The sequence below is a fragment of the Pseudomonadota bacterium genome, assembly GCA_018823135.1.
Lineage (GTDB): Bacteria > Desulfobacterota > Desulfobulbia > Desulfobulbales > CALZHT01 > JAHJJF01.
In genome coordinates this window covers 1-2,177 of the sequence record JAHJJF010000108.1, presented here as the reverse complement: position 1 = coordinate 2,177, position 2,177 = coordinate 1, and the positions used below count along the sequence as shown (strand labels likewise).

Annotated in this window: 3 protein-coding genes; all 3 read left to right on the top strand. The window is 50.2% G+C overall.

Annotated elements, in window-relative coordinates:
• Positions 1 to 624: 16S rRNA (cytidine(1402)-2'-O)-methyltransferase (gene rsmI, locus KKE17_12130; protein ID MBU1710745.1), on the top strand; the 624-nt coding region annotated here is incomplete at its 5' end.
• 360 nt (positions 625 to 984) lie between these two features.
• Positions 985 to 1,485, top strand: coding sequence for a cyclic nucleotide-binding domain-containing protein (locus tag KKE17_12125; protein MBU1710744.1), 501 nt, complete (start codon positions 985 to 987; stop codon positions 1,483 to 1,485).
• Between the two features lie 2 nt (positions 1,486 to 1,487).
• Positions 1,488 to 2,177: AI-2E family transporter (locus tag KKE17_12120; GenBank protein ID MBU1710743.1), on the top strand; the 690-nt coding region annotated here is incomplete at its 3' end.

The following is a 2,177-nucleotide window of genomic DNA, read 5'->3' as shown; positions in this document are numbered from 1 at the left end:
GGGGGAGAGGACGTCGCGGTGGTTTCTGATGCCGGGACTCCGGGAATATCGGATCCTGGTGGGATTCTGGTATCCCGGGCGCGCGAATGCGGCATTCCGGTGGTCCCTTTGCCGGGGCCTTCAGCGGTTATCGCTGCATTGAGCGCCTCTGGCTTCAAAGATACGAAATTTCTTTTTTTAGGATTTCTTCCTTCCAAGGTAAATCAACGCAGGCAGCAACTTGAGGCGGTTGCCCAGGAAAAGGCATCAATTGTTTTTTATGAATCGCCGGCAAGGGTATTAAAAAGCCTTGCTGATTGTTTGAAAATATTTGGGGACAGAAGGGCGGTTGTAGCCAGGGAACTCACTAAAATTTATGAGGAATTTCTCACTGGTTCTTTGGGTGAAATAGTTTCGGAGATAGGGAGCCGTGAAACCATCAAAGGGGAGTACGTCGTAATTATTGAGGGCGCTTCTTCCGGAGAAAAACCTGCACGCACCGAAGATTTATCCGAAATACTCAAGTGGTATAAGGCGCAGGGTGTGTCGCTCTCCGAAGCTGTAAAAGCCATATCCCGAGATCTTGGTGTTTCGCGTTCTGAACTTTATACAAGGGCGCTGAATATTTGGGACTCATCTGGATAATTCCCAAAGTATTTATGCCCGGTGCTCCTCGAAGATGCCGGGAGTTTGATAGCTCGTCCGCTTTTGGCGGGACTCAGGCCGCCGTAGTCTCCGCCACTTTGTGAATTTTTTCACCTCAAACTTTTCTATCGACATCTTTTGCAGTGCTCAGCGTTATGCCTTGGGGGCAAACGGTATGAAAAGCCATCAGGATGTCTATTCAAGCAGTTTTTGGGCCGAATCTTTACTGATGGAATTGCTTGCTTGCCAGCTTATCTCGTCTAGGCTATTTTATCTGGAAATGTTACGTTGCTTCTTGCCTGGTTGCTTTTCGAGCTGAGCAGGCAGAAGACATAAGAATGTTTTTTCGCGGAGGGAAATATGGCTGACAGCGGTTCCGGTGTATCCTTATGGGGTAACCTTTTTAAGAAAAGCGAAACATGGCATGAAATGGTTGCAGCTTTATGGGCAAAAACCCCATTGTTTAGAAAAATCCCCCAAAAAGAGATCATCAGACTTGTCAAAAATATGCACCCCAGACACTTCAAGCCCGGCGAGGTAATTTTCCGGACCAGTGATCAGGGGGCCGGCGCTGCCATGGTTTTGAGCGGCAAGGTGGAAATTCGTGCCGGGGAAGTCGTGCTTACTACCCTTGGGCCCGGGGATTTTTTCGGTGAAGTTTCATTGGTACTCGACGAGCGCCGCACCGCGGATGCTGTGGCGGTTGAAGACAGCGAGCTTGCCTTTTTTCTGCGAATTGACCTTGAGGAATGGATTGACCGGGTACCGCGTCATGGTGCACGGCTCGGGACAAATCTGGCGCATGTGCTGGCGCATCGCCTGCTTCACGCCAACCGGATGCTCAGCCAGCGGGGGATGTAATCGTGCTCAGGCAGTTTTTCGCTAATCCGGTAATAAAATCATTACTTGTGTTTCTGCTCCTGGCCTCCATTGCAAGTGGACTTGCCACGGTGCTGAAGCCCGTTCTCATTCCGTTGATTGTTTCCTTTGTTCTCTATGCGCTTCTGGAACCCATGACCGGCAAACTGGTGGGCCGTGGATTTTCGCAGTCTGCTGCCATCGCAACTATTCTGATCGGGGTTGTGGCGCTGATCACCGTAAGTATCGTTTTGTTTTTCCCGATTGTACTGGACCAGATCGAACAATTTCAGAAACAGCTCCCAGCCCTTTGGGCGGAAATATCCAAGAAGGCGGATGAGCTTGCCAACTCAATGAGTGGAGGAATGGGGTTGCAACTTGATTTGGGACAGATGACCAGCAAGTGGTTCGGAAAGGTTCAGGAATCAGCAGCCACGGTTCTTGTGTCCTCGGCGGGTTTTATCCTGAAACTGGCGATCATGATGATCCTGGTGCCGCTGATCACCTTTTTCCTGCTGCGGGATTTCCGCACATTGCGGGGCCAGATCATGGGCTGGCTGCCAAACAACAGTTACGAGCTCGGCTGGTTGATTTATTACCGGGTGACAAAGCAGTTGCAGAAGTATATTCGTGGCGTGCTCATTCAATCCTTTATCGTCGCACTGGTGGTCAGTATCGGTTTTTTTATGCTGGGG